A 23,570-nucleotide genomic window follows, 5' to 3' on the forward strand; every position below is an offset into this window, starting at 1 on the left:
CCCGGCTTACCCAGAACGGGCGAATCACTCAGTTCTTCGACGCGTGGTCCGGCACCGTCTCGTAGGAGCTGGTACCGGCGTCGAGGAGCGGCTCCTGCTCCTTCAGGTGGGCCGGGGCGAAGGCCCGCAGCACGTGGTAGCCGGTGATGACGACGATCGTGCCGAGCGCGATCCCGCCGAGCTCGAAGCTGTCGGTGAAGGTCAGCTTCACGCCGCCGACGCCGATGATGATGCCCGCGGCGGCCGGGACCAGGTTGAGCGGGTTGCGCAGGTCGACCTTGGCGTTGATCCAGATCTGGGCGCCGAGCAGGCCGATCATGCCGTAAAGGATCACGGTGATTCCGCCGAGGACGCCGCCGGGGATGGCGGCGACGACGGCGCCGAACTTCGGGCAGAGGCCGAAGAGGAGCGCGAAGCCGGCGGCGGCCCAGTAGGCGGCGGTCGAGTAGACCCGGGTGGCGGCCATGACGCCGATGTTCTCGGAGTACGTGGTGTTCGGCGGGCCGCCGACGGCCGTGGACAGCATCGAGGCGGCGCCGTCGGCGGCGATGGCGGTGCCGAGCTGGTCGTCCAGGTTGTCGCCGGTCATCTCGCCGACGGCCTTGACGTGGCCGGCGTTCTCCGCGATCAGCGCGATGACCACCGGCAGCGCGACCAGGATCGCGGACCATTCGAAGCTCGGGCCGTGGAAGGACGGCAGGCCGATCCAGTCGGCCTGGGAGACGCCGGAGAGGTCGAGCCGCCAGTGGTCGGTGACCTGCCCGGCCGGGGACGCCGAGTGGATCCTGCCGAAGACCAGGTCGAAGACCCAGGAGACGGCGTAGCCGAAGACCAGGCCGAGGAAGATCGCGATCCGGGACCAGAAACCGCGCAGGCAGACCACGGCGAGGCCGGTGAACAGCATCACGAGCAGCGCCGTCCACTGGTCCTGCGGCCAGTAGACGGAGGCGGTGACCGGGGCCAGGTTGAAGCCGATCAGCATGACGACGGCGCCGGTCACGATCGGCGGCATCGCCGCGTGGATGATCCGCGCGCCGAACTTCCGTACCGCCAGACCCGCCAGGAAGAGCACCGCTCCGACGACCAGGACCGCCCCGGTCACGGTGGCGCTGGTGCCGCCGGACGCGCGGATCGCGGCGGCGACGCCGACGAAGGAGAGCGAACAGCCCAGGTAGGACGGGACGGTGCCGCGGGTGGCCAGGAGGAAGATCGCGGTCGCGACGCCCGACATCATGATGGCGAGGTTCGGGTCGAGGCCCATCAGGACCGGGGCCACGAACGACGCCCCGAACATCGCCACGACGTGCTGGGCGCCGAGCCCGACCGTACGGGGCCAGGAGAGCCGCTCGTCCGGCCGGACGACGGCTCCCGGAGCGGGTGTTCTCCCGTCGCCGTGCAGGGTCCAGCGCACGCCGAGGTTCATGAGGTCGCTCCCGTTCTCCGGTGTTCGGCGGCCGTGTCGTGACCGCAAAAGATCAGCCACATGCTATGCGTCCCGCCCGGCTGTACGTTCGACCGCCGCCGGGGAGCGGTCGTACGGCGGCGGGGTTACCCGACCCGGCCCGCGCTCTTCGCGGGGGCGGGCGCGGCCGGCTCCGTCTCCCGCCCACCGGTCCTCAGCACGCCCGCGCCGAGCACGAGCCCGAAGGCGAGCAGGGTGACCAGGCCGAAGGAGACCACCAGCGAGGTCGCGTCGGCGATGCCGCCGATCGCCGAGGGGGCGATGAGCCCCGAGGTGTACGTGATGGTGGCGACGCCGGCGATGGCCTGGCTGGGGTTCGGTCCGCTGTGCCCGGCCGCGGCGAAGGCGAGCGGGACGACGACCGCGATCCCCAGCCCGATGAGACCGAATCCGGCCATCGCGACGGCGGCGTGCGGGGCGAGGACCACCATGAGCCCGCCGAGGGTGGCGACGGCGCCCCCAGTCCGTACGGTGCGGACCGCACCGAAGCGGTCCACGACCCGGTCGCCGACCAGTCGCGCCACCGCCATCGTCAGGGCGAAGGCGGTGGTGGAGGCGGCCGCGAGCCCGGCCGAGCTGCCCAGCTCGTCGCGCAGGTAGACCGCCGACCAGTCCAGGCTGGCGCCCTCGGCGAACACCCCGCAGAAGCCGATGGCGCCGATGATCAGCGCGGACTTCGGCGGCAGGGAGAAGCGCGGCGGCGGCTCCTCGTCCGGGGTGCTGCGCACGTCGAGGACGCCCTGGCAGAGGACGAGGCCGAGCGCGGTGAGGATCAGGGCGGCGGAGAGGTGGTGGAGCCGGGCGTCGCCGCCGAGGTGGGCGGCGACGGTGCCCGCCGCGGAGCCGAGGAGGGCACCCACGCTCCACATGCCGTGCAGGCTCGACATGATGGACTTGCCGAGCCGGGTCTCGGTCTCGACGCCGAGCGCGTTCATCGCCACGTCGGACATGCCCGCGGTGGCGCCGTACACCAGGAGCGCGCCGCACAGGCCCCAGATGTTCGGGGCGAGCGACGGCAGGATCAGCGCGAGCGTCCAGAGGGCGAGCAGGCCGCGCAGGGCCGTGCGGGCGCCGAAGCGGTGGGAGACGGCTCCGGCGAGCGGCATGGCGAGGGAGGCGCCGAGCGCCGGGAAGGCGAGCGCGAGGCCGAGTTGGCCGGCGCTGACCCCCGCGTGCTCCTGGATCCAGGGGATCCGGGTCGCGAAGCTGCCGGTGACCGCGCCGTGGACGCAGAAGACGGCGGCGATGGCGAAGCGCGCCCGCCGCAGGCGCTCGGTGCTGGTGACGGTCTCCGCCGCCATGGGGCCCTCCCCGGGTGTCGTGGTGTGGCGCGTAAACTATCAGGAACCCTGCCTGATAAATAGTCCGCAGGGCGGGCCCGGGCCGGAACGCACCCGGGAACGAGTCTGAGAGGATCGCCGCATGGCCGCATCCCCGAGCACCGCACGGGCCATCAACGACCGGTCCGCCCTGCGACTGCTCCAGGACGAAGGTCCGTTGACGGCCACTCAGCTGAAGACGCTCACCGGGCTCTCCCGGCCGACCGTCGCCGACCTCGTGGAGCGGCTCCAGGGCTCCGGCCTCGTCCACGTCGTCGGCGAGTCCGGCGCCGAACGCCGCGGCCCCAACGCCAAGCTGTACGGGATCGTCGCCGACCGCGCCCACCTCGCCGCCCTGGACGTACGGACCCGCTCGGTCTCCGTCACCGTCGCCGACCTCCTCGGCACCACCCTCGCCGAGGCCTCCGTGCCCGTCGGCGACGACGACGGCGGGACCGGCGAGGCCGTCGAACGGGCGGTCGCCCTCCTCGAACGGACCGTCGCGCAGGCGGGCGCCGACCGGCTGCACAGCGTCGCCGTCGGCGCGCCGGGGCTCATCGACCCTGCCACCGGCGAGCTGCGCGACTCCTCCGGGCTGCCCGCCTGGCACCGCAGGCTCGTCTCGGTCCTCCAGGAACGGCTTCCCGCCCACGTCCTGGTGGAGAACGAGACCAACCTCGCGGCAGTCGCCGAACTGCGCGAGGGGGCCGCCCGCGACCGCGACGACTTCGTGCTGCTCTGGCTCGGCCAGGGCGTCGGCGCCGCCGTCGTCCTCGGCGGGCGGCTGCGCCGCGGGGCCTCCGGCGGCGCCGGCGAGATCGGGTTCCTGCCCGTGCCGGGCACCTCGGGCCTCCCCTCGGCCACCGGCTGCGACGGCGGCTTCCACGAGCTGGCCTGCTCGGCCGCCGTCGCCTCCCTCGCCACCGCCCACGGCCTCGACCCGGCCGGGGCGCTCACCTCGGGCCACGGTCCCTTCCTCGACGCCCTCGCCCACCGCCTCGCGGTCGGCGCGGCCGCCGTCGTGTCCGTGCTCGACCCCGGTTGCGTGGTCCTGGCCGGGGAGACGGGCCACCAGGGCGGCGCCGCGCTGGCGGCCCGCGTGGAGACCGCGCTCGCGGACCTCTCGCCGCTGCCCACCGAGGTCCGCCCGACCGCCCTCGGCGACGCCGCCGTCCTCCGCGGGGCCCTTCTGGGCGCGCGGGACGCGGCCCAGGAAGAGCTGTTCCCGTAGAAACCGGAGGGCGGCGAAGGGCTCGGTGAACGCGTCCGCGCCGCGCCCCGGACAGGGGGGCGCGGCGCGGAGGGAGCCCGGCGGCGGGCAAGGGCCGTGAGCGTCCGCCGCCGGGGGGTCTTTCAGGGGGTGGGGATCAGCAGGCGCCGAGGTCCTGCCAGACGCCCCAGTCGCCGGTCGTGCCCGGCTCCTCGTTCTGGGTCCACCACTTGGCCTTCCACTTGCGGCCCTTGTGGGAGACCTCGTTGCCCGCGTTGTAGACGTTGCCGGCCACGTACGCCGCGGTGGTGCAGCCCGTGGTGGGCGGCGTCGTCGGAGGCGTGGTCGGGGGAGTCGTCGGCGGGGTGGTGGGCGGCGTCGTCGGCGGGGTGGTCGGCGGCGTGGTGGAGCCGGGCTCCACGACCGTCGTGCCGCGCGCCAGGTCACCGGCGAGGGCGTACGTCGTGCCGTTGATGTTCACCGTCCAGTTGGAGGGGGTGGACACCGGCAGGTAGTAGTTGAACGCCAGGTCGATCGTCGCGCCGGGGGCCAGCGACTGCCAGGCCGGGAGCTTCAGGGAGACGCGGTGGAAGTCGCCCTTCAGGCCGCCGACGTTGCTGCCCGTGTGGTCGCTGCTGATGACCTTCGTGCCGAAGCCGGACTGGTCGGAGGCGTTGGCCGGGGCCGAGGTGCCGTAGTCGAACTGGAACTCGGTGCCGCCGGGCAGCGCCGCCGCCGTGTTGTTGGTGATCTTGATCTTCGGCGTGATCGGGTAGTTCGAGTCGCCCAGCTTGAACTCGGTGAACTGGGTGTCGATCTTCACGGCCTGGGTCGGCAGCGTCGCGTTGGACTTCTTGGCGCCGTACGGGGCGGCCGCCTTGAACTTGTCGTACATCAGCGAGGTGAGCGTCGAGCCCATCTCGTACTGGCCCTTGGTGGCGTTCCAGCCGTAGTCGCCGGCCATCTCCCACACCATGGTGCCGCCGATGCCCTTGTTGACCACGTAGTCGGCCTTGGCGGCCACCGACTGCTCGTCCTCGGTGGAGAGGAAGACCTTCTTCTGCGCGTTCCACAGCCACGGCGCGACCAGGGTCGAGTCGTACTTGCGGGCGTAGGTGCCGGTCAGCGTGGTGTTCGCCGGGAAGCCGTACTGGGTGACGTAGTCGCCGACGATCCCCTTCTCCAGGTTCTTGGCGTGCCACATCGGGTTGGAGCCCGCGGGCGACTCGACGCCGTTGGTGTCCTTGTCGTGCCACAGGTTGTCGATGCCGGTGGCGCCGTCACCGCACTTGGTCAGACCGGCGCCGGCGGGGCAGGTGGTCGCGGAGGCCTTGCCCCACAGACCGTCGGTGCCGCCCTGCACGTTCTTGTGGCCGCGGGTGTAGTACGGCAGGCCGATGTTGATGCGGCCGGCCGGCATCGAGCCGCGGAAGTAGTGGTACGCCCAGTCGGTGTTGAGGTAGCCGAGGCTGCCGTACTGCGCCGAGCCGTAGACGTTGGCGGCGGCGAGCTCGCCGTCCTTGCCGTCGTCGAAGAGCGAGGCGTTGGGGCCGACGTACTCGTTCCAGGCGCCGTGCAGGTCGTACGACATGATGTTGACGTAGTCCAGATACTTCTGCATCTGGAAGGTCTCCATGCCGCGCAGCAGGTAGCCGGAGGAGGGGGCGGCGACGGTCAGCAGGTAGTGCTTGCCGTCGGTGGCGCCGGCCGTGTCCAGCTTCTCGCGCAGGGACTTCATGAGGGCCGCGTAGCCCTGAACGAGTCCGGCGCGGCGGGCGTTGGCGAGCTGCCAGTCGAGCGGGTTTCCGGCGTCCTTCATGGTCGTCGGGTACTCGTAGTCGATGTCGACGCCGTTGAACCCGTACTTCCGGATGAAGTCGACGGCCGAGGTGGCGAAGGTGTCGATCCCGGCCTGGTTGACCGAACCGTCGGCGTTGGTGGCCATCGAGTAGAAGCCGCCGGAGTTGACCCGGTCGCCGTTGTCCGCGAAGTAGCCGCCGGTCTCCGCCCAACCGCCCACCGAGATCAGCGTCTTGACGCTCGGGTGCTGCTTCTTGAACTTGTTGAGCAGGTTGAAGTGGCCCTTGTAGGTGTACGCCGGGTCCATCTCGGCGCCCGCGACACCGGGCCAGGTCATCCCGGTGGCGGCGTTGTCGGGGCCGTCGGTGCCCACGGACAGTTTGTTGTCGCCGCCGATGTGGCCGAAGGCGTAGTTGATGTGGGTGATCTTCTCCCACGGGATGTCCTTGGCCAGGTAGGCGGGCTGGCCGTTCTTGCCGGTCCGCCAGCCGGTGAAGTAGCCGATGACGCGGCGCTGGTGGTCGGCGCCCATCTTCTCGCGGCCCTCGGTGTCGTAGACCGAGCAGTACGGGACGTCGACGCCCGGGGTCTTGTAGAGCCCGTCGGGGCGACAGGACTCGTTGTCGGCCGCGTACGAGACGCCGCCGGCGAGCGAGCTGAGCAGCAGTCCGGCGACGGCCGCGCCGGAAGCGAGCAGCGACGCTCTCTTCGCAGTGGGGGACAACACGATCGGGTCCTCCTGGGGTGGGGGTCCCCCCGCGCCCTCGGGGAGCCGGGGGAGGAAGCAAACACAACGAACAAGGGGGTGGGTCGTGTTGGGCCGTGGAGTGCGCACGCCGACGGACCGTTACCTGTGAGGTGACACGGAGATTAAGAGGACTAGACCAGTGCGTCAATAGGTCTGGACCATAGAAGACTTCCGTGGGACGCTGTGAGCCAGCCCACAGGGACTCGAACACACGCCTCGCGGCGTCCGTGGCACACTGGCCCTGTATCAGCAGCAGCGCACTCCGGGGTCGGTGTAATTCCGAACCGGCGGTATAGTCCGCGACCCGTCCGCAGCCAGCGGCCGGTTGACCAGGTGAGATTCCTGGACCGACGGTGAAAGTCCGGATGGGAGGCAGTGCGCGGCGGGTGACCCCTCTCAGGGGTGTGCCGGCCGTACGTCCGCTGGTCGCCGCATCGCAACAGATCGGCGTACCCGCAAGGACCCGGCCTCCGGCACACCCTGCGCGAGGCGTCCCACCCGCTCTCTGTCGTCATCGACAGCCCCGGAGTCCGTGCCCGAAGAGGCAGGAGGACCCGGTGGCCCAGCAGGCCGACACCACCGCCATGCGACGCGCCGTCGAACTCGCCGCACGCGGTCTCGGCGCGACCAGCCCCAACCCCGTCGTCGGCTGCGTCATCACCGACGCCTCCGGCCACCCGGTCGGCGAAGGCTGGCACCGGCGCGCCGGCGGCCCGCACGCCGAGGTCCACGCCCTGCGCGAGGCGGGCGTCCTCGCCCGCGGCGGCACCGCGTACGTCACCCTCGAACCCTGCAACCACACCGGCCGCACCGGCCCCTGCGCCCAGGCCCTCGTCGAAGCCGGGATCAGCCGGGTCGTCTACGCGGTCGGCGACCCGAACCCGCAGGCCACCGGCGGCGCCGACACCCTGCGCGCCGCGGGCGTCGAGGTCGCCCAGGGACTCCTGGAGGACGAGGCCGAGGCCGTCAACATCGCCTGGCTCACCTCCGTACGCCGCGGCCGCCCCTTCGTCCGCTGGAAGTACGCCGCCACCCTCGACGGCCGCATCGCCGCCGCCGACGGCACCTCCCGCTGGATCACCTCCGCCGAGTCCCGCGCCGACGTCCACCGGCTGCGCGCCGAGGCCGACGCCGTCGTCGTCGGCTCCGGCACCGCCCGCGCCGACGACCCCCATCTGGCGGTACGCGGGATCGACGAGGCCGTACAGCCCCTCAGGGTCGTCGTCGACACCGAGGCGACCGCCGTGAAGCCCGGCGCCCGGGTCCTCGACGACGCCGCACCCACCCTGATCGCCATCGCCGAGGACGCCGAGACCCCGCTCACCGAGGTCGTACGCCTCCCCAGGGCCGAACGCGGCGTCGACGTCCCCGCCCTCCTGGACGCCCTCCACGCGCGCGGCGTCCGCTCCGTCCTCCTCGAAGGCGGCCCCACCCTCGCGGGCGCCTTCGTCGCCGCGGGCGCCGTCGACCAGGTGGTCGGCTACCTCGCACCCGTCCTGCTCGGCGCCGGCCCCCAGGCGCTGGCCGCCGCGGGAATCGGCACCATCACCGAAGCGTTGCGGCTCGACATCACCGAGACCGTCCGCATCGGCCCCGACCTCCGCATCACCGCCACCTTCAAGGGAGCCTGACCGTGTTCACCGGAATCGTCGAAGAACTGGGCGAGGTCGTCGCCGTCGAGCAGCTGGAGGACGCCTCCCGCTTCCGGCTGCGCGGCCCCCTGGTCACGGAAGGCGCCCAGCACGGCGACTCCATCGCCGTCAACGGTGTCTGTCTCACGGTCGTCGAGTTCGGCGACGGGGAGTTCACCGCCGACGTCATGGCCGAGACCCTCAAGCGGTCCAGCCTCGGCGCCCTCGCCGTCGGCTCCCGGGTCAACCTGGAGCGGCCCATGGCCGTCGGCGGCCGCCTCGGCGGTCACATCGTCCAGGGCCACGTCGACGGCGCGGGCACCATCCTCGACCGGACCCCGTCCGAGCACTGGGAACTCGTCAAGGTCGGCCTGCCCGCCCACCTCTCCCGATACGTCGTCGAGAAGGGCTCGATCACGGTCGACGGCGTCAGCCTCACCGTCGTCGAGGTCGCCGACGACTGGTTCACCATCAGCCTCATCCCCACCACGCTCGACCTGACCACGCTCGGCACCAAGCGGCCCGGCGACCCGGTCAACCTCGAAGTGGACGTCATCGCCAAGTACGTCGAGCGGCTGCTCGGCACCGACGCCAAGGAGAACGAGAAGTGAACTGGCTCAACTCCGAGGCGTTCACGGTCCTCGACCAGCACATCAAGTGGTCCGACATGATCGGCAACACGATCGGTCTGATCGCCCTCGCGCTCGGCTGGCGCAGGTCCATATGGACCTGGCCCGCCCAGTTCCTCTCGGGCGTCATCCTCTTCGTCGCCTTCGCCGCCGGACACCTCGCGGGCAGCGCGGGCAAGCAGGTCGTCGTCATGCTCGTCGCCGCCTGGGGCTGGGCGCAGTGGAACCGCGGCCGCCAGAACGCCCAGGACGGCTCCATCGCGGTCCGCTTCGCCAGCTGGCGCGAACGCGTCCTGCTGGTCGCCGCCGCCGCCCTCGGCACCGTCGCCGTCGCGATGCTCTTCACCGCCTTCCCGAAGCTGTCCTGGGACCCGTGGCCCGACGCGTACATCTTCGTCGGCACCGTCGTCGCCATGTACGCCCAGTCGCGCGGCATGGTCGAGTTCTGGTTCGCCTGGCTGCTCGTCGACCTCGTCGGCGTCCCGCTGAACTTCGCCAACGGCTACGCCTTCTCCGGCTTCGTGTACGTCATCTACGGCGCGCTCGTCCTCTGGGGCATGCGCGACTGGTGGCTGCGCTCCCGCGCCACCACCGTCCTGGAAGGAGCACACGCATGAACGCGCATCCCCTCTGGGACGCCACCGACCTCGCCCTCGACCCCGTCGAGCAGGCCATCAGGGACATCGCCGCCGGCCGCCCCGTCGTCGTCGTCGACGACGAGGACCGCGAGAACGAGGGCGACCTCGTCATCGCCGCCGAGAAGGCGACCCCCGAGATCATCGCCTTCATGATGAGCGAGTGCCGCGGCCTCATCTGCGCCCCCATGGAGGACGACGAACTGGAGCGCCTCCAGCTCCCGCAGATGGTCGAGCACAACACCGAGTCGATGCGGACGGCCTTCACCGTGTCCGTCGACGCGGGCCCGGCCCACGGCGTCACCACCGGCATCTCCGCCGCCGACCGCGCCACCACCCTGCGGATGCTGGCGAGCGGCAGCCACGAGCCCTCCGACTTCGTGCGCCCCGGCCACATCTTCCCGCTCCGCGCCAAGCCCGGCGGCGTCCTCGTCCGCAACGGCCACACCGAGGCCGCCGTCGACCTCGCCCGCCTCGCGGGCCTCCGCCCGGCCGGCGCGATCGTCGAGATCGCCGGCGAGGACGGCGTCATGCTCCGCCTCCCGGAGCTGGTCCCCTTCGCCCGCAAGCACGGCCTCACGATCATCTCCATCGAGGACCTGATCGCCTACCGCCGCTCCGCCGAGCCGACCGTCCGCCGCGAGGCCGAGGTCCGGCTCCCCACCGCGCACGGCGACTTCACCGCGTACGGCTACCGCTCCACCGTCGACGGCGTCGAGCACGTCGCCCTCGTCCACGGCGAGATCGGCGACGGCGACGACGTCCTCGTCCGGGTCCACTCCGAGTGCCTGACCGGCGACATCTTCCAGTCGCAGCGCTGCGACTGCGGCCCCCAGCTGCACGCCTCCATGGACCGGATCACCGAGACCGGCCGCGGCGTCGTCGTCTACCTGCGGGGCCACGAGGGCCGCGGCATCGGACTGCTGTCCAAGCTGCGCGCGTACGAGCTCCAGGAGCGCGGCCGCGACACCCTCGACGCCAACCTGGAGCTCGGGCTGCCCGCCGACGCCCGCGACTACGCGGCCGGCGCGCAGATCCTCGCCGACCTCGGCGTCCGCAGCCTCCGCCTGATGACCAACAACCCCGACAAGATCCAGGCCCTCACCCGCCACGGCCTCACCGTGGAGGGCCGCGAGCCCATGCCGGTCACGGCCGGCGAGCACAACCTCGGCTACCTGCTCACCAAGCGGGACCGGATGGGCCACGACCTGCCCTGGCTGGACGGCTCCCCGGCCTCCACCTGCGGCAACCAGTAATCACGTACGTACGACCGGCTAGGAGAATCATGAGCGGCAAGGGCGCACCCGTCCTCAGCGTGAAGAACTGCGGCGACCTCCGGGTCGCGGTCATCGCGGCCCAGTGGCACGAGAAGATCATGGACGGCCTCGTCGACGGCGCCCTGCGCGCCCTCAGCGAGCTCGGCATCGACGAACCGACCCTGCTGCGCGTCCCCGGCAGCTTCGAGCTCCCGGTCGTGGCGAAGGTCCTCGCCGGGCGCGGCTACGATGCCATCGTGGCGCTCGGCGTCGTGATCCGCGGCGGAACGCCGCACTTCGAGTACGTGTGCCAGGGCGTCACCCACGGCCTCACCCAGGTCTCGATCGACACCGGCGTACCCGTCGGATTCGGTGTCCTCACCGTCGACACCGAAGAGCAGGCCCTCGACCGCGCGGGCCTCGAAGGCTCCACCGAGGACAAGGGCCACGAGGCCGTCACCGCCGCCGTCGCCACCGCGACCACGTTGCGCACGGTGAGCGAACCCTGGCGCTAGGAACGCGACCCTCACCCCGTACTCTTAGGACCATCATGGCGAACAAAACCTTCGAAGAGCTCTTCGCCGAGCTCAAGCTCAAGGCCGAGACCGGCGACCCGGCCACCTCCCGCACCGCGGAGCTGGTGGACAAGGGCGTCCATGCCATCGGCAAGAAGGTCGTCGAGGAGGCCGCCGAGGTCTGGATGGCCGCCGAGTACGAGGGCAAGGAAGCGGCCGCCGAGGAGATCTCGCAGTTGCTGTACCACGTCCAGGTGATGATGGTCGCCCGCGGGATCTCGCTCGACGACGTCTACGCCCACCTCTGAGCACACCGCCCCACCGCCCCGAAAACTCCCAGGCAAAGGAAGCTCACCCCATGCTGCGCATCGCCGTCCCCAACAAGGGTTCCCTCTCCGGACCTGCGTCGGCAATGCTCCATGAGGCCGGCTACCGCCAGCGCAAGGAGTCCAAGGAACTGGTGGTCATCGACCCCGACAACGAGGTCGAGTTCTTCTACCTGCGGCCGAAGGACATCGCGATCTACGTGGCGTCCGGCAAGCTGGACATCGGCATCACCGGCCGTGACCTGCTCCTGGACTCCGGAGCCAGCGCCGAGGAGATCCTCCCGCTGAACTTCGGCCGCTCCACCTTCCGCTACGCCACCCGCCCGGGCACGGCGAACGGCCCCGAGGACTTCGGCGGCATGACGATCGCCACCTCCTACGAGGGCATCGTCGCCAAGCACCTCGCCGACCAGGGCATCGACGCCTCCGTCGTCCACCTCGACGGCGCCGTCGAGACCGCGATCCAGCTGGGCGTCGCCCAGGTCATCGCGGACGTCGTGGAGACCGGCACCAGCCTGCGCAACGCCGGCCTCGAAGTCATCGGCGAGCCGATCCTGACCTCCGAGGCCGTCGTCGTCCGCCGCCACGGCGCCTCCGACGACCACCCGCAGGTCCAGCAGTTCCTCCGCCGCCTCCAGGGCGTCCTCGTCGCCCGCTCGTACGTGATGATGGACTACGACTGCCGCGCCGAGCACCTGGAGCAGGCCGTCGCCCTCACCCCCGGCCTGGAGTCGCCCACCGTCTCCCCGCTGCACAACGAGGGCTGGGTCGCGGTCCGCGCCATGGTCCCCGCCAAGGAGGCGCAGCGGATCATGGACGACCTGTACGAGATCGGCGCCCGCGCCATCCTCACGACCGCCATCCACGCCTGCCGCCTCTGACGGCCCGGCCCGCACCTCCCACCAGGCACTGAGGAAACCCCGATGTCCCAGCCGACGACGCCCGCCCTCCCGGTCACCTTCCGTCCCGGGCGCACCCGGGCCGTCCTGCTGACCATGAGCGCGGCGATGTTCGTGGTCGTCACCGGCGTCGCGCTGATGCTGGAGCGGCTGGGACCGGGGGAGCGCGCCAGCTTCGTCTTCACCGCCGCGCTGCTCTCCGGGGTCCTCGTCCTGCTGAGCCGGCCCAAGGTCGTCGCCGACGACGAGGGCGTCACGGTCGTCAACATCACCAGGACCCGGCGCCTCGCCTGGGCGGAGATCCTCAAGGTCAACCTCCGTCCCGGCGACCCCTGGGTCTTCCTCGACCTCAGCGACGGCACGAGCCTGCCCGCGCTCGGCATCCAGCCCGGCATCGCCAAGGAAGCGGCGATCCGCGACGCCCGCGCGCTGCGGGCCCTGGCGGACAGTCGCGGCACGGGCGCGGAAACCCGCTGAGACCCCCAGGTGGACCGGGGGAATCCCCGATCCGTCCCCCATCCGGGGCCGACCCCCTGCCCCTCGGGGCGTTGACGTGACTACTCTGGAGACGGTGGTGCCGAGCGGCACCACCGTCTCGCGTGTGCAGGGCCGCGACCGCGGCCCGCGAGACCACCCTTCGACCCGAGGAGTGACTCCCTCCAGCAATGGACGGATCGTCCGGTAGTACGTGCGCCGCCCCCTCCCAGGAGGCGGCGGCATGATCATCTCCCTTCTGCTGCTTTTCGCGGCCTTCGTCCTGATCCTCGCCAACGGCTTCTTCGTGGCCGCCGAGTTCGGCCTCGTGACCGTCGAGCGGGCCGAGGCCGAGCGGGCCGCGGCCGACGGCGACCGGCGTGCCCGCACCGTCGTCACCGCGCTGCGCGAGCTCTCCTTCCAGCTCTCCGGCACCCAGCTCGGCATCACGATCACCTCGCTCGTCGTCGGCATGCTCGCCGAGCCCGCGCTCGCCGGACTGCTGCACCGGCCGCTCACCGCCACCGGACTGCCCGAAGGGGCCGTCTCCGGGATCGCGGTGGTGATCGGCATGCTGCTCGCCTCCGCCGTCCAGATGGTGATCGGCGAACTCGTACCGAAGAACTGGGCCGTCTCCCGGCCGCTCCAGGTGGCCCGCTTCGTGGCCACCCCGCAGCGCCGCTTCTCCGCCCTCTTCCGGCCGGTGATCTCCCTGCTCAACCGCGTCGCCAACCGGCTGGTCCGGCTCCTGGGCGTCGAGCCCACCGAGGAGCTCGACTCCGTCAGGACCCCCGGCGAGCTCGTCTCGCTCGCCCGGCACTCCGCGCTGGCCGGCACGCTCGAACAGGACACCGCCGACCTCTTCGTCCGGACCCTGACCCTCGGCGGACTCACCGCCGAGCAGGTCATGACCCCGCGCGTGAAGGTGAGCGCCCTCCAGTGGGACGCCACCGCGGCCGACGTCCTCAACCTCACCCGGGCCACCGGCCTCTCGCGCTTCCCGGTCTACCGCGACCGCATCGACGAGGTCGTCGGCATGGTCCACCTCAAGGACGCGCTCGCCGTCGCCCCGCACGCCCGGCTGCGCACCCCCGTCGGCCGGATCGCGGTCCCGCCGCTCCTCGTCCCCGGGACGCTGCCCGCGCAGACCCTCCTGGAGCGGCTGCGCCGCGAACAGCCGATAGCCGTGGTCGTCGACGAGTACGGCGGCACGGCCGGTGTGGTCACCCTGGAGGACATCGTCGAGGAACTCGTCGGCGAGGTCCGCGACGAGCACGACACCGTCGCCGACGGGCGCCCCGAACTGGCCGCCGCCCCCGCCGAGGACGGCCGCCCGGTCTGGGAGGCCGACGGCTCCTGCCGGGTCCACACCCTGCGCCGGATAGGCCTCGACGTGCCCGACGGGCCGTACGAGACGGTCGCCGGACTCGTCGCCGACCTCCTCGGGCGGATCCCCGCCCCGGGGGACCGGGCCGAACTCCCCGGCTGGCGGCTCTCGGTGCGCCAGGTCGACCGCTACCGCGCCGAGCGCGTCCGGATCGTCCGGACGGAGACCGGCGCGGAACCGGACCCGACCGGGTCCTCGTCCACCGCCACGCTGGTCACGGGAGGCGCCCGGTGAGCACCCTCCAACTCCTCTTCGCCGTCCTCCTGGTGCTCGCCAACGGCTTCTTCGTCGGGGCCGAGTTCGCGCTCGTCTCCGTGCGCCGCAGCCAGATCGAGCCGCTCGGGGGTGCCCGGGCCAAGCAGGTCCTGCACGGCCTCGAGAACCTGCCGCAGATGATGGCGGCGGCGCAGTTCGGCATCACCGTCTGCTCGCTGACGCTCGGTGCCGTCGCCGAGCCGACCGTCGCCCACCTCCTCGAACCCGTCTTCCACGCGGTCGGGGTACCGGAGGCGCTGATCCACCCCCTCGGCTACGTCATCGCGCTCGCCGCGGTCGTCTTCCTCCACCTCGTCATCGGCGAGATGGTGCCGAAGAACCTGGCGATGGCCGCGCCCGAGCGGACCGCGCTCTGGCTCGCCCCCGGCCTGGTCGGCTTCGCCCGGCTCTGCCGGCCGGTGACGACCGCGCTCGGGGCCTGCGCCCGGCTGGTCCTGCGGGCGTTCAAGGTCGAGCCGAAGGACGAGGTGGAGGCGGTCTTCACCAGCGCCCAGCTCGGCCGGCTCGTCGAGGACGCGGGACAGGCCGGACTGCTCGACCCGGGCGAGCAGGAGCGCCTCGAAGACGCCCTGGAACTGGGCACCCGCCCCGTCACGGACGTCCTCATCGCCTCGGCGTCCCTCGTGACGGTGCCGCCGTCCGTCACCCCGCGCGAGATCGAGGAGCTGACCGTACGGACCGGGTACTCCCGCTTCCCGGTCCGTGCCGGCGCCCACCACACCTTCATGGGCTTCGTCCACGTGAAGGACGTCCTCGACCTGGAGGAGCGGGAGCGGGCGGTGCCGCAGCGGCTCTGGCGGCCGATGGCGACGGTCCGCGCCGAGCTGCCCCTCGACGACGCCCTCACCGTGATGCGCCGCGCCGCGACCCATTTGGCGCAGGTCGCCGACGGCTCCGGCCGCGTCCTCGGCCTCGTCGCCCTGGAGGACGTCCTGGAGATGCTGGTGGGCGAGGTCCGCGACCCCGCCCACCGCGTACAGCGGCCGGTCTCCGCGTCCTGAGGGCGTCTCGTCGATCGGGCCGGGCTCCCCGGTTCCGATCGATGAGGCCTCGATCATGCCGGGCTGACCGATCCGATCGGCAAGGCCTCGATCGGGCCGGGCTCACCGGTTCCGATCGACAAGGCCTCCTAGTAGCCGGGCGGTTCCTGCTGCGGGCCGCGGTCCACCGGACCGCGGCCCGACAGGACCTCGCCGTACGCCTGCATGAGGTCGGGTAGCCGGAGGGTGGCGAGGTCCTCCCGCGTCAGGGTGCCCGCGTACCCGGAGAGCCGCAGGTCGCGGTAGGCGCAGGACTTCTCGTACAGGGTGCGCAGGAAGCGGCCGTTGCCGAGTTCGTCGATCCAGCCCTGTTCGACGACGTGCCCGCTGATGGAGCGCAGCTCGTCCAGGGCCTCCTCGTCCCAGCCGTCGCCGTCGGCGGCGGCGAGCACCTCGCCGATGGCGGTGAGCTCCAGGGGCCGGTACGAGGGGAAGTCGACCCGGGTGGTGAAGCGGGAGGAGAGCCCGGGGTTGGTGTTGAGCAGCCGGTCCATGCCCTCGGGGTAGCCGGCCAGGATCACCACCAGGTGGTCGCGGTTGTCCTCGGCCCGCTTCAGGAGCACCTGGAGGGCCTCGTCGCCGTAGGCGTCGCCCTTGCTGTAGCCGGTGTTGGAGAGGGCGTAGGCCTCGTCCACGAAGAGCACGCCGCCGACGGCCGAGTCGATCAGCTCGTTGGCCTTGACCGCCGTCTGCCCCAGGAACTCGCCGACCAGATCGGCCCGTTGGGCCTCCACGAGGTGGTCGCCGCCGAGCAGTCCGAGGGCGTAGAAGACCCGGCCGAGGATCCGGGCGACGGTCGTCTTGCCGGTGCCCGAGGGGCCGGAGAAGACGAAGTGCCGCTTCGGCGGCTGGACCGGAAGCCCCTGCCCGGCGCGCAGCCGCGCCATCTCCAGCTGCGCCGAGAGCGCCTTGACCTGGCGCTTCACCGGTTCGAGGCCGACCATGCCCTCCAGCTCGGCGAGCGCCTCCGCGAGCAGTACCGGATCGGTGGGGCCGGCCGGAAAACGCGGCGGCACCGGCTGGTGGGGGACCGGGGCCTTCTGCCGTACGGTCTCCGGCGGGGTGACCGGCGCGACCGGAGGTACGGGTTCGGGGGCGAGCCGCAGCCCGTCGCCGAGGCCGCCGGGGTCGGGCTCGGCGCCCGGCACGGTGTCCACGGCGTCCTGGCCGAGGCCCCCGCCGAGGGTGCCGAGGGCGACCGTCGCGAGACCGGCCGGGTCGTCCACGCCGTCGTAGCCTTCGAACCCGTCGTACTCCGCGATCGCCGCGAGCCGTGCCGCCGTGTCCATGAACGCCGGGTCGATCCTGTGCACGGCCCGGTAGAGCGGCAGCGCGGCGGCACTGCGCCCGGTGCCCTCGTGGGCCCTGGCCAGCCAGTAGCGCAGCTCCTTGCGCTGCGGCTGTTCGCTGCGGCAGCGCATCAGAGAGGCGGAGAGCAGCGGTTCGGCCTGGCTGTACATCTCCAGGCGCACCCGGGCCATCCCGCCGAAGAGCCCGGCCTCGATGCCGAGCAGCGGGTCGTCGACGAGGGTCTCGGTGTGTCGGACGAGCTGGTCCCAGTCCTTCACGAGATAGGCGCGGCAGGCGTGCAGGAAGCGGACCTGCGGGTCGGTGTCGACCGGCGGGAGCCCCGCGAGGGCCCGGTCCAGCTCCGGCACGTGCCGTCCGTCGAGCCAGTGGGAGGCGTGCGCGAGCAGCAGGTCGCGCGGGCTCTCCAGGACGGGCTGCACCCACCAGCCCAGCCAGTACCAGGAGTTCAGGGTGCGCCGGTACCGGGACCGCTGCTCGCCGAAGCGCTCGCGGTTGCGGTACATGCGCAGCAGCGCGGTCGTGGTGTCGACCCTGAGCGCGTGCAGCCCGAGCCAGGCGTCCGCCATCCCGGGATCGATCCGTACCGCCGTCCGGAACTCGTCCTCCGCCTGCGGATAGGCGCCCATCGTGTAGGCGTCGACTCCGCGCAGCCAGGCGAGCTCGGCCGGGGCCTGCGCGCCCTGCGTGCCGATGTCCATCGGGTCCCCCACAACCGTCATCGCATGGACGGGATTTGACCGCACCTGCGGGCATCGTACCTGCGCAAGGGGGGTGTGCTTAAGGAGAAGCGCATGATCCGGAAGTCGTGACCCTGGGTGAGCATCAGGGGTCGCGAAGCGCCCTCGGAATGGCCTCGGAGGGGCCTTGAGAGGCCTCTGAGGGCAGAACGAAGCCCCCGATCACGGGGGAACAACCGGGGGCTTCGTGTCCGCGGCGGCTCCGAAAAGCCGCACATTCAGAACGTAAGACCAGTACGCCCCTTGGGTCAAGCGGAGTTGAGGCACTTGCGGAAGCGGACTTCCGGACGCTCAGTTCACGGACATGAAGCCGTCACGGTGTGTGATGATCTGGTCCGCGACCGCTGTCACAGCGGGCCCGGGGAGCCAGTCGTACCCCTCCGCGCACTCCCGTACCAAGGTGTCCGCGGCGGCCCGCGAAGGGTCTTCCGTGAAATGGCGAGTCTCCGCCACGGTCCAGAGGTCCCAGAACGCGGCCTGCTCCGCACCGTCCCGACGGCGACCCCGCTCCCACGACTCCTCCGCGCCCCGCTCCATCCACAGCAGCCACGCCAGGAACGGCCGCACCGCACGCCGCCCCGCCCCGACCCCCTCCACGAGCACCACCGGTGCCACCGGCAGCTCCACCGCCTCCCCGAAGCGCCGCGACCCCCAGTCGTACCGGTGGTAGACGGCCGTCTCCCCCCGCGACAGGGGCCCCAGCACCTGCTCCCGCAGCCGGCCCGTCCACGCGAACAGCTCCTCGTGCGTGGCCAGGTCGTCCAGGTGCAGGACGGGCGCTCCGCCCAGCGCGGCGGCGAGACGGCCCGCGAGCGTGGACTTCCCCGATCCCGCGTGGCCGTCGACCGCGACCAGCCTGACCGGCCCGCAGGACGGCGGCAGCCGGAGTAGCGCGTCAGCCGCGCGAGCGAGGTCGTTCATGGCCCCAGCGTAGGCGAGCCGACGACCTCCGCAGGTCAGGGAGGTTCCACCGTCAGTGGTCGAGACCAATATTGGTACGGCGACGCGAGCCGAAGTGCTGGCGGACGGCCCACGCGAGCCGCGATAGTGGGCCCGCGCGACACGTCCGTACACCCAACGACCGGCGGACGCCCCCACGTCCTCACCCCGCCGACCGATAGCGCACCCCGCTCCCTCACCCGGCTACCGATAGTGCGCCCGCTCCCTCCGCCCCGCCCGCAGGTCCGTACGCCCACCGTTCTCGACTGGGGGTCACCGCCCATGACCAGTTCCACCCCGCGCAGAACCGTCCTCGCCGCGGCTCTCGCGGCCGCCGCGGGAACGGCCGCGGCCGCCGCACCCGCCGCCGCCGTGCCCGACTGCTCCGCGGCCGACTGCCCCGACACGACGCAGGCCGACACGGCCGATCGCGGCCACGCCCCGGCGCAGGGGCTCGTCGACAACCGCTTCTGGTCCTCGTACACGGACTGGCGGTGCGGCTCCGCGGCCGGCACGAAGGCGGTCGCCGGCCACCGCCCCGGCCTGGTCCTCGTCACCCCCGCCGGGCGCGTCGACCACACGGACCCGCACACCGGCCGGACCGCCACGTGGGAGTACGCGACCTGGACCTCCCCGGTGCACACCCCGACGGTGCCCGCCACCGAGGTCATCGCCTCCTGGAACGCCCACACGCCACCCGGCACCTGGCTCCAGGTCGAACTGTCGGGCGCCTATTCCGACGGGACGGCGACCCCCTGGTACGTCCTGGGCCGCTGGGCGTCCGGTGACGACGACATCCGGCGCACCTCGGTCGACGACCAGACCGACGGCAAGAGCACCGTGTGGACGGACACGTTCGCGATCGACGACACGGCGAGCGGCCTCCGCCTGCTCTCCTACCGCCTCCGCCTGACGCTGTACCGCACCCCGGACAGCGACCTCACCCCCACGGTGTGGCGCGTCGGCGCCATGGCCTCGGACGTCCCCGACCGCTTCACCGTCCCGGCCTCCACGCCCGGCCTCTCCCACGAGCTGATCGTGCCGCGCTACTCGCAGAACACCCACGTCGGCCAGTACCCCGAGTACGACAACGGCGGCGAGGCGTGGTGCAGCCCCACCTCCTCCCAGATGATCGTCGAGTACTGGGGCCGCCGCCCCTCCGCCGACGACCTCGCCTGGGTCGATCCCGCCTTCGCCGACCCCCAGGTCTGCCACGCCGCCCGCTTCACCTACGACCACCAGTACCAGGGCTGCGGCAACTGGCCCTTCAACGCCGCCTACGCCGCCACCTACCCCGACATGAACGCCGTCGTCACCCGGCTCCGCTCCCTCACCGAGCTCGAATCCCTCATCCGCGCCGGCATCCCCGCCATAACGTCCCAGTCCTTCCGCAAGGAAGAACTCACCGGCGCCGGCTACGGCACCTCCGGCCACCTCATGACCGTCATCGGCTTCACCCCCGACGGCGACATCATCGCCAACGACCCCGCCTCCCCCACCAACCCCGCCGTCCGCCGCGTCTACCCACGCCGCGAATGGGAGAACATCTGGCTGCGCACCAAGCGTTATGACGCAAACGGCAAGGTCAGAGGCGGTACGGGGGGTGTCTGCTACATCTTCTGGCCGGTCAAGTCAGCACCAAGTCAGCACCGCGCACTGCAGGCACTCGGCCTGGTGTGAGCATGTGCGGCCCGACGGCCGTCTCGACGACCTGACGGCAGCGCTCCTGGCCGTCCTGCGTGAGGTGGCCGTACCGGTCCACCGTGACCTTGATCGAACGATGTCCGAGCCAGCGAGACACCTCGTGAATGGACACCCCGTTGGTCAGGGCCACGGTGGTCCATTTATGCCGCAAGTCGTGCGGGTTGTATGCAGGAAGCTCGAGCCGCCTGATGGCGCGGTCCCACGACTTGCGCAGAAGATCGGGATACGGCATTCCGCCACTTGCATTGCGGATCGGAAGTCGGTCGATGAACGGCTCAAGGGAAGCAGGTACGGGTATGTCGCGCCACTCGCCTTCTTTCCGATGCTTCAGCGGGGCGTATTTCGGTGTGTACTTTCCGGTGGCGTCTTTGTAGCGAATCACCTGCCGACGGATTCGCAGGGTGCCGTCGCGCATGTCTTCCGGGAAGACTCCCAGGGATTCGCCTATACGAAGTCCGCAACACGTCATGAGCCATACCGCCGGAGCCAGGCGAGGTCCGATCTCCTTGGCGATGGCGGTTATCTCGTCGAAGGTGGGAAGTTTCCTGTCGTCGACAGGAATGACAGGGTTATCCAGCTTCTCGGCCTGCGTCACGGGATTCACGGGAATCCGCCTGTGGCGCACAGCGTGGGAGAACAGCGCCGAGAGGGCTATGTGCCGGGACTCGATGGTGTTGAGGGCCGCCCCGTCCCGGCGCCAACGTGCATACAGGCCCTCGATGTCCGCCGCGGTGACCTGCGAGATCATCTTGCTCCCCAGGTGGGGGACCACGTGGAGGCGGACGATGCGCTCGTACGACTCGAGGGTGCCGGCGGAAGCGGTCTTCTTGGCGAGCCAGTCGTCCGCGTACCGGCGGAGCGACACCTTGCCGGCGTCGGGGTCGACGTAGATGTTCTCGCGCTTGTCGCCTTCCATCTTGGTGGCGAAGTCGACCGCGTCCTTCTTCCGAGAGAACGACTTCTCCCGCTGACGCCCGGTGCGTCCGCCCGGCTCCCTGTAGCGGACGGTCCACCGCTTGCCGGACACGGCAGAACCGTTGTCGATGATTTGAGCCAACCTGTTCACCCATCTCTACTCACACGGCCGGTGGCCGTGCTTTTCGGTGTGGGTGGTGTTGTAGTCGATGTTTCCGGCCGCGCCAAATCCCTGGGCACAGGAAGATTCGACGACCTACGTTTCCAAGGGCCGTAAGACCGCGATCGTGCCGACGTGACGGCGCACCGCGCTCAAAGGCCGTCCGGACAGGTTCGCCAAGTACTCCAGCCGTAGATCGTGATCTTCATGTCCGGTCGTGACTTTGTCGGCGGTAACGGCTGGCTTGCACACGGTTTGATGACGGCGTCGCCAAGCCGACCAGCCGAGCCGAAGGGCCGCATCACACATGGGCCAGGACTACGGGTGTCGTGAGTAGGCGCTGGATCTCGTTCCAGGTGAGTGGGATCAGCCCGACCGGGGCGGAACGGCGGGTGTGCTCGTCGGCACGGACGACCACGAGGAAGGCGTGGGCGAGCGTGGCCAGGGCGGCCCAGCGCGACCACAAGGTGAAGCGGCGGACCTGGTGCTCGCCTGGAAGAGCGTCAGTGTCCGCTACCGCGAACCGCTGACGCTCTTCCCCGAGATCTTGGAGAATGTCACCCAGCTCGAGCTCTACCTGACCTAGAGCCCGGCATGATCAACATCGTTCTGGAGAGCCCTCCGGGCCACCGGACGGGAACAGGGAGGGACACGTGGATCGACACGAGAAGAAGCGGCTCCGCGATTACATCGGCGAGTATCTGGACGTCTCCAGCACGCGTCTGACGGACGACCAGGCGACGTTCCTGAGCGATTTTCTCGACGAGTACGACGAGACCTACAAGGGGCGCACGTTCACCCGCACCAGGAACCGTCCCTGCTGGAGCTCCGACGGGAAATACACACGTAGTGAGACGTTCACCGACACGTTCACCGACGACGTCGGCATCCGCCAGGACTACGAGTACCAGGACGACGACGGACAGAACGGGAGGTCCACGAACGTGATCACGGACGCCCGAGGGATCCTGAACTGGTTTGAGACTGCACCTAAGGCGTGCCCCAAGCCCGGGCGCAGAGCCGGGCGATGATGTCCCGCTTCATTGAAGGTGAACCACGTTGAGGCTGTGACCGGCGGTCGATCATCTTGACTGAGAGGCGGTGCGGCCCGGTGCCTCAGCCAATCTGATCAGTCTGCGTGCTGCGCTGCTTCGCGCTCGGCCGCGAACTCGTCGAGGAGCTCGAACAGGGCTTTGATCGCACGCTGCTCGTCGTCAGGTGGAAGGTTCCAGATGTCGTCCCAGCCGTCCGGGAAGGTGATGTGGAGGACTTGGCCAGGCCAGGCGTGGCTGCAGTCACGTCCCCGACGGGCGACGAGCCAGTCGTGCCAGCCGGTGAGCCCGTGACCACCGTGCCGCATCGCATGCTGGTCATAGCCAGTCAGGAACGCGGTCAGCATGTGGAAGGAGGGCTTGCCGACGAACATGCCGGGACGTTGGTCGACGCTGGCGAAGTACTCGCGCTCGGTCATCTCCGCGAGGGGTCTCATGTGTCTTACCCCTCGTGATCATCGGTGTCGTCGTCCGGAGCGGGGCGAAGCCTGCGGCGGGCCGCGTCCAGACGTTCGGCGTAGTCCGTCGCAAAGATCCCGGGCAGCGACTTGTCGAGTGTTCCGGCAATACGGTGAAGGGGCGCCCAGACCGCAGCATCGTCGACGAGATGGCTGAGGTCGGTCATCTGCACCTGCTCCAGCCAGTCCGACAGGACCAGCGCCTCATCCGGGGTGAGCTTGATGATGATCTCCGGATTCTCCACCGCTCGAACATAGTCCGTGGACCAGGTGTTGTCAGAGGCGCCTGGCACAGTGCCGCCGTGGACATCGATTCATTCTGGGCGCTCATCGAAGAATGCCGGCGGCAGGCGCGGGGACAGGACGAACGGCTCGCGTGGCTGCGTGGCGAACTGTTGCGAAGGTCGCCGGCAGAGGTCGTGCAGTTCCAGGTGCGCTTGGACGAGGTGACGCACGAAGCGTTCACCTGGGACCTGTGGGCAGCCGCGGACCGGATCTTCGGCGGCTGGTGTTCGGACGACGGGTTCTGCTACTTCGGTCTGTGGATCGTGAGTCTCGGCCGGAAATCGTTCTCCCAAGCGGTGGCAAACCCCGATGCCCTGGCCGACACCCCGGAGGTCCAGCGCCTGGTGCCGTGACGGCGCCGGAATCGACTCCAGGTCGGCGGCTGTCCTTCCCGGAACGTGC

The 23,570-nt window shown here is 70.9% G+C and carries 23 protein-coding genes, 1 pseudogene and 1 riboswitch; of the genes and pseudogenes, 15 read left to right on the forward strand and 9 right to left on the reverse strand.

Going from position 1 to position 23,570, the window contains the following annotated elements; genetic code table 11:
* Positions 1-28: 28 nt before the first annotated feature.
* A complete protein-coding gene (locus tag MRBLMG1_RS36370) occupies positions 29-1,423 on the reverse strand; it encodes a uracil-xanthine permease family protein (RefSeq protein ID WP_367828437.1) in 1,395 nt (464 codons plus the stop codon).
* Positions 1,424-1,548: 125 nt separating this feature from the next.
* Positions 1,549-2,763: an MFS transporter gene (locus tag MRBLMG1_RS36375; protein WP_367828438.1), complete on the reverse strand. Its 1,215-nt coding sequence runs from the start codon at positions 2,761-2,763 to the stop codon at positions 1,549-1,551.
* Between the two features lie 121 nt (positions 2,764-2,884).
* On the opposite strand from MRBLMG1_RS36375, the gene MRBLMG1_RS36380 reads away from it, so the two are divergent.
* Positions 2,885-4,012, forward strand: coding sequence for an ROK family transcriptional regulator (locus tag MRBLMG1_RS36380; protein ID WP_367828439.1), 1,128 nt, complete (start codon positions 2,885-2,887; stop codon positions 4,010-4,012).
* Between the two features lie 136 nt (positions 4,013-4,148).
* On the opposite strand, the gene MRBLMG1_RS36385 is transcribed toward MRBLMG1_RS36380, so the two are convergent.
* Positions 4,149-6,518, reverse strand: coding sequence for a chitinase C-terminal domain-containing protein (locus MRBLMG1_RS36385; protein WP_367828440.1), 2,370 nt, complete (start codon positions 6,516-6,518; stop codon positions 4,149-4,151).
* Between the two features lie 274 nt (positions 6,519-6,792).
* Positions 6,793-6,922: riboswitch (FMN riboswitch) on the forward strand.
* Positions 6,923-7,096: 174 nt separating this feature from the next.
* Between MRBLMG1_RS36385 and ribD the strand changes: the two genes are divergently transcribed.
* The 10 genes from ribD to MRBLMG1_RS36435 all read left to right on the forward strand — a co-directional run bounded on the left by ribD (position 7,097) and on the right by MRBLMG1_RS36435 (position 15,568).
* The gene (gene ribD / locus MRBLMG1_RS36390; RefSeq protein WP_367828441.1) at positions 7,097-8,170 is read left to right on the forward strand and encodes a bifunctional diaminohydroxyphosphoribosylaminopyrimidine deaminase/5-amino-6-(5-phosphoribosylamino)uracil reductase RibD; all 1,074 of its coding nucleotides are present in this window, start codon (positions 7,097-7,099) and stop codon (positions 8,168-8,170) included.
* 2 nt (positions 8,171-8,172) lie between these two features.
* Positions 8,173-8,781 carry a riboflavin synthase gene (locus MRBLMG1_RS36395; RefSeq protein ID WP_367828442.1) on the forward strand — a complete coding sequence of 203 codons (609 nt, stop codon included), beginning with the start codon at positions 8,173-8,175 and terminating at the stop codon, positions 8,779-8,781.
* A complete protein-coding gene (locus tag MRBLMG1_RS36400; protein WP_367828443.1) occupies positions 8,778-9,416 on the forward strand; it encodes a nicotinamide mononucleotide transporter family protein in 639 nt (212 codons plus the stop codon). The genes MRBLMG1_RS36395 and MRBLMG1_RS36400 overlap by 4 nt, the downstream gene beginning before the upstream one ends.
* The gene (locus MRBLMG1_RS36405) at positions 9,413-10,690 is read left to right on the forward strand and encodes a bifunctional 3,4-dihydroxy-2-butanone-4-phosphate synthase/GTP cyclohydrolase II (protein ID WP_367828444.1); all 1,278 of its coding nucleotides are present in this window, start codon (positions 9,413-9,415) and stop codon (positions 10,688-10,690) included. The genes MRBLMG1_RS36400 and MRBLMG1_RS36405 overlap by 4 nt, the downstream gene beginning before the upstream one ends.
* A gap of 29 nt (positions 10,691-10,719) precedes the next feature.
* On the forward strand, positions 10,720-11,205 hold the full coding sequence (gene ribH / locus MRBLMG1_RS36410; protein WP_015032243.1) for a 6,7-dimethyl-8-ribityllumazine synthase: 486 nt from the start codon (positions 10,720-10,722) through the stop codon (positions 11,203-11,205).
* 35 nt (positions 11,206-11,240) lie between these two features.
* Positions 11,241-11,513: a phosphoribosyl-ATP diphosphatase gene (locus MRBLMG1_RS36415; RefSeq protein WP_030551960.1), complete on the forward strand. Its 273-nt coding sequence runs from the start codon at positions 11,241-11,243 to the stop codon at positions 11,511-11,513.
* Positions 11,514-11,563: 50 nt separating this feature from the next.
* The gene (gene hisG / locus MRBLMG1_RS36420) at positions 11,564-12,412 is read left to right on the forward strand and encodes an ATP phosphoribosyltransferase (RefSeq protein ID WP_017242191.1); all 849 of its coding nucleotides are present in this window, start codon (positions 11,564-11,566) and stop codon (positions 12,410-12,412) included.
* A 42-nt stretch (positions 12,413-12,454) separates the two neighbouring features.
* Complete coding sequence (locus tag MRBLMG1_RS36425; protein ID WP_367828445.1) at positions 12,455-12,907, forward strand: PH domain-containing protein; 453 nt, start codon at positions 12,455-12,457, stop codon at positions 12,905-12,907.
* 241 nt (positions 12,908-13,148) lie between these two features.
* On the forward strand, positions 13,149-14,525 hold the full coding sequence (locus MRBLMG1_RS36430) for a hemolysin family protein (protein ID WP_367828446.1): 1,377 nt from the start codon (positions 13,149-13,151) through the stop codon (positions 14,523-14,525).
* Positions 14,522-15,568 (forward strand): hemolysin family protein, encoded by a 1,047-nt coding sequence (locus tag MRBLMG1_RS36435; RefSeq protein WP_367828447.1) that lies wholly within the window; start codon positions 14,522-14,524, stop codon positions 15,566-15,568. The genes MRBLMG1_RS36430 and MRBLMG1_RS36435 overlap by 4 nt, the downstream gene beginning before the upstream one ends.
* A 128-nt stretch (positions 15,569-15,696) precedes the next feature.
* Here MRBLMG1_RS36435 and MRBLMG1_RS36440 read toward each other — a convergent pair whose 3' ends face one another.
* On the reverse strand, positions 15,697-17,616 hold the full coding sequence (locus MRBLMG1_RS36440) for an AAA family ATPase (protein WP_367828577.1): 1,920 nt from the start codon (positions 17,614-17,616) through the stop codon (positions 15,697-15,699).
* Between the two features lie 330 nt (positions 17,617-17,946).
* The gene (locus tag MRBLMG1_RS36445) at positions 17,947-18,576 is read right to left on the reverse strand and encodes a uridine kinase family protein (protein WP_367828448.1); all 630 of its coding nucleotides are present in this window, start codon (positions 18,574-18,576) and stop codon (positions 17,947-17,949) included.
* Between the two features lie 300 nt (positions 18,577-18,876).
* On the opposite strand from MRBLMG1_RS36445, the gene MRBLMG1_RS36450 reads away from it, so the two are divergent.
* The gene (locus tag MRBLMG1_RS36450) at positions 18,877-20,274 is read left to right on the forward strand and encodes a peptidase C39 family protein (RefSeq protein WP_367828449.1); all 1,398 of its coding nucleotides are present in this window, start codon (positions 18,877-18,879) and stop codon (positions 20,272-20,274) included.
* On the opposite strand, the gene MRBLMG1_RS36455 is transcribed toward MRBLMG1_RS36450, so the two are convergent.
* Positions 20,222-21,355, reverse strand: a complete 1,134-nt coding sequence (locus MRBLMG1_RS36455) for a tyrosine-type recombinase/integrase (RefSeq protein ID WP_367828450.1) — start codon at positions 21,353-21,355, stop codon at positions 20,222-20,224. The genes MRBLMG1_RS36450 and MRBLMG1_RS36455 overlap by 53 nt on opposite strands.
* Before the next feature lie 223 nt (positions 21,356-21,578).
* Positions 21,579-21,863, reverse strand: a pseudogene (locus MRBLMG1_RS37500) (IS701 family transposase); the annotation flags it as partial.
* Here MRBLMG1_RS37500 and MRBLMG1_RS36460 point away from each other — a divergent pair.
* Both MRBLMG1_RS36460 and MRBLMG1_RS36465 read left to right on the forward strand, forming a co-directional pair.
* Positions 21,768-21,959, forward strand: coding sequence for a hypothetical protein (locus MRBLMG1_RS36460; RefSeq protein ID WP_367828451.1), 192 nt, complete (start codon positions 21,768-21,770; stop codon positions 21,957-21,959). The pseudogene MRBLMG1_RS37500 and the gene MRBLMG1_RS36460 overlap by 96 nt on opposite strands.
* Positions 21,960-22,026: 67 nt before the next feature.
* Positions 22,027-22,404, forward strand: a complete 378-nt coding sequence (locus MRBLMG1_RS36465; RefSeq protein ID WP_367828452.1) for a hypothetical protein — start codon at positions 22,027-22,029, stop codon at positions 22,402-22,404.
* Positions 22,405-22,502: 98 nt separating this feature from the next.
* Here the strand turns inward: MRBLMG1_RS36465 and MRBLMG1_RS36470 are convergent, their stop codons facing one another.
* Positions 22,503-22,844, reverse strand: coding sequence for a hypothetical protein (locus MRBLMG1_RS36470; protein WP_367828453.1), 342 nt, complete (start codon positions 22,842-22,844; stop codon positions 22,503-22,505).
* Between the two features lie 23 nt (positions 22,845-22,867).
* A complete protein-coding gene (locus MRBLMG1_RS36475; RefSeq protein WP_367828454.1) occupies positions 22,868-23,128 on the reverse strand; it encodes a hypothetical protein in 261 nt (86 codons plus the stop codon).
* A gap of 57 nt (positions 23,129-23,185) precedes the next feature.
* On the opposite strand from MRBLMG1_RS36475, the gene MRBLMG1_RS36480 reads away from it, so the two are divergent.
* Positions 23,186-23,521: a DUF4240 domain-containing protein gene (locus MRBLMG1_RS36480; protein ID WP_367828455.1), complete on the forward strand. Its 336-nt coding sequence runs from the start codon at positions 23,186-23,188 to the stop codon at positions 23,519-23,521.
* Positions 23,522-23,570: the final 49 nt, after the last annotated feature.

This window comes from Streptomyces sp. LMG1-1-1.1 (genome assembly GCF_040815545.1).
Classification (GTDB): domain Bacteria; phylum Actinomycetota; class Actinomycetes; order Streptomycetales; family Streptomycetaceae; genus Streptomyces.